1 protein-coding gene is annotated in these 2,407 nt (G+C 68.4%); it reads left to right on the forward strand.

Translation table 11 applies throughout. From position 1 onward, the window contains the following. Positions 1–2,407 (forward strand): dihydropteroate synthase (locus ACWIHT_RS47165; RefSeq protein WP_456174820.1); only part of this gene is annotated, 2,407 nt, incomplete at both ends.

Genomic DNA, 2,407 nt, shown 5'->3' on the forward strand with positions numbered 1-2,407 from the left:
CTGGGCCACATCGGTTACGCGACCCTGCGTGACGGTTTCCAGGCGAACGCCGAGGGCCTGCTGGCCGGTGGCGCCGACGCGCTGATCGTGGAGACCACGCAGGACCTGCTCCAGACGAAGTCGTCAATTCTGGGCGCCCGCCGTGCCATGGAGGCGGCCGGCGCCGACGTGCCCCTCCTGGTGTCGATGGCCTTCGAGACGACCGGCACCATGCTGCTGGGCTCGGAGATCGGTGCCGCGCTCACCGCGCTGGAGCCGCTGGGTATCGACATGATCGGCCTGAACTGTTCGACGGGTCCGGCCGAGATGAGTGAGCACCTGCGCTATCTGGCCCGGCACTCCCGTATTCCGCTGCTGTGCATGCCGAACGCGGGTCTGCCCGTCCTGACCAAGGACGGTGCCCACTTCCCGCTCGACCCCGCGGGTTTGGCGGACGCCCAGGAGCACTTCGTCAGCGACTACGGCCTGAGCCTGGTCGGGGGCTGCTGCGGCACCACGCCCGAGCACCTGCGCCAACTCGTCGAGCGGGTGCGTGAGTTGGCGCCGGTGGAGCGCCACCCGCAGCCGGAGCCGGGTGCGGCGTCGCTCTATCAGACGGTTCCGTTCCGTCAGGACACCGCGTACATGGCGATCGGTGAGCGGACGAACGCGAATGGTTCGAAGAAGTTCCGTGAGGCGATGCTGGAGGCCCGCTGGGACGACTGTGTGGAGATGGCCCGTGACCAGATCCGTGAGGGCGCGCACATGCTGGACCTGTGCGTGGACTACGTGGGCCGGGACGGTGTCGCCGACATGGAGGAACTCGCCGGGCGTTTCGCCACCGCCTCCACGCTGCCGATCGTGCTGGACTCCACCGAGGTCCCGGTCATCCGGGCGGGGCTGGAGAAGCTCGGCGGCCGGGCGGTCATCAACTCCGTCAACTACGAGGACGGCGACGGCCCCGACTCCCGCTTCGCCAAGGTCACGAAGCTCGCCCAGGAACACGGCGCCGCGCTGATCGCGCTGACGATCGACGAGGAGGGCCAGGCCCGCACCCCCGAGCACAAGGTCGCGATCGCCGAGCGGCTGATCGAGGACCTCACGGTGAACTGGGGCATCCACGAGTCGGACATCCTCATCGACACCCTGACCTTCACCATCTGCACCGGCCAGGAGGAGTCCCGCGGCGACGGCATCGCCACCATCGAGGCCATCCGCCGCCTCAAGGCCCGCCACCCCGACGTCCAGACCACTTTGGGCCTGTCCAACATCTCCTTCGGCCTCAACCCGGCCGCCCGGGTGCTGCTGAACTCGGTCTTCCTCGACGAGTGTGTCAAGGCGGGCCTGGACTCGGCGATCGTGCACGCCTCGAAGATCCTCCCCATCGCCCGCTTCACCCAGGAGGAGGTGCAGACCGCCCTCGACCTGATCTACGACCGCCGGGCGGAGGGTTATGACCCGCTGCAGAAGCTGATGGCCCTCTTCGAGGGCGCCACCACCAAGTCGCGGACGGCGGGCCGGGCGGAGGAGCTGGCCGCCCTCCCGCTGGACGAACGCCTCAAGCGGCGGATCATCGACGGCGAGAAGAACGGCCTGGAGGCCGACCTCGCTGAGGCGTTGGAGACCCGTCCGGCTCTGGACATCGTCAACGCGACGCTGCTGGACGGTATGAAGGTCGTCGGTGAGCTGTTCGGCTCCGGGCAGATGCAGCTGCCGTTCGTGCTCCAGTCCGCCGAGGTGATGAAGACGGCGGTGGCCTGTCTGGAGCCGCACATGGAGAAGTCGGACGCCGAGGGCAAGGGCACCATCGTCCTGGCCACCGTGCGCGGTGACGTCCATGACATCGGGAAGAACCTCGTCGACATCATCCTGTCGAACAACGGCTACACCGTCGTCAACCTCGGTATCAAGCAGCCCGTCTCCGCGATCCTGGACGCGGCCGCCGAGCACCGGGCCGACGTCATCGGCATGTCGGGGCTCCTGGTCAAGTCCACGGTGATCATGAAGGAGAACCTCCAGGAGCTCAACCAGCGCAAGATGGCCGCCGACTACCCGGTCATCCTCGGCGGCGCCGCCCTGACCCGTGCCTACGTCGAGCAGGACCTCCACGACATCTACGAGGGCGAGGTCCGCTACGCCCGCGACGCGTTCGAGGGCCTGCGCCTGATGGACGCCCTCATCGGCGTCAAGCGCGGCGTGCCCGGCGCGAAACTGCCCGAACTCAAACAACGCCGCGTACGCACCACCGCAGCCCCCGCCGAGGTGGAGGAGCGGCCCGAGGAGGGCCATGTCCGCTCCGATGTCGCCGTGGACAATCCGGTCCCCGCTCCGCCGTTCCGCGGCACCCGGGTCATCAAGGGCATCCAGCTCAAGGAATACGCCTCCTGGCTGGACGAGGGCGCCCTCTTCAAGGGCCAGTGGGGCCTCA

The organism is Streptomyces sp. NPDC002276 (assembly GCF_053891435.1).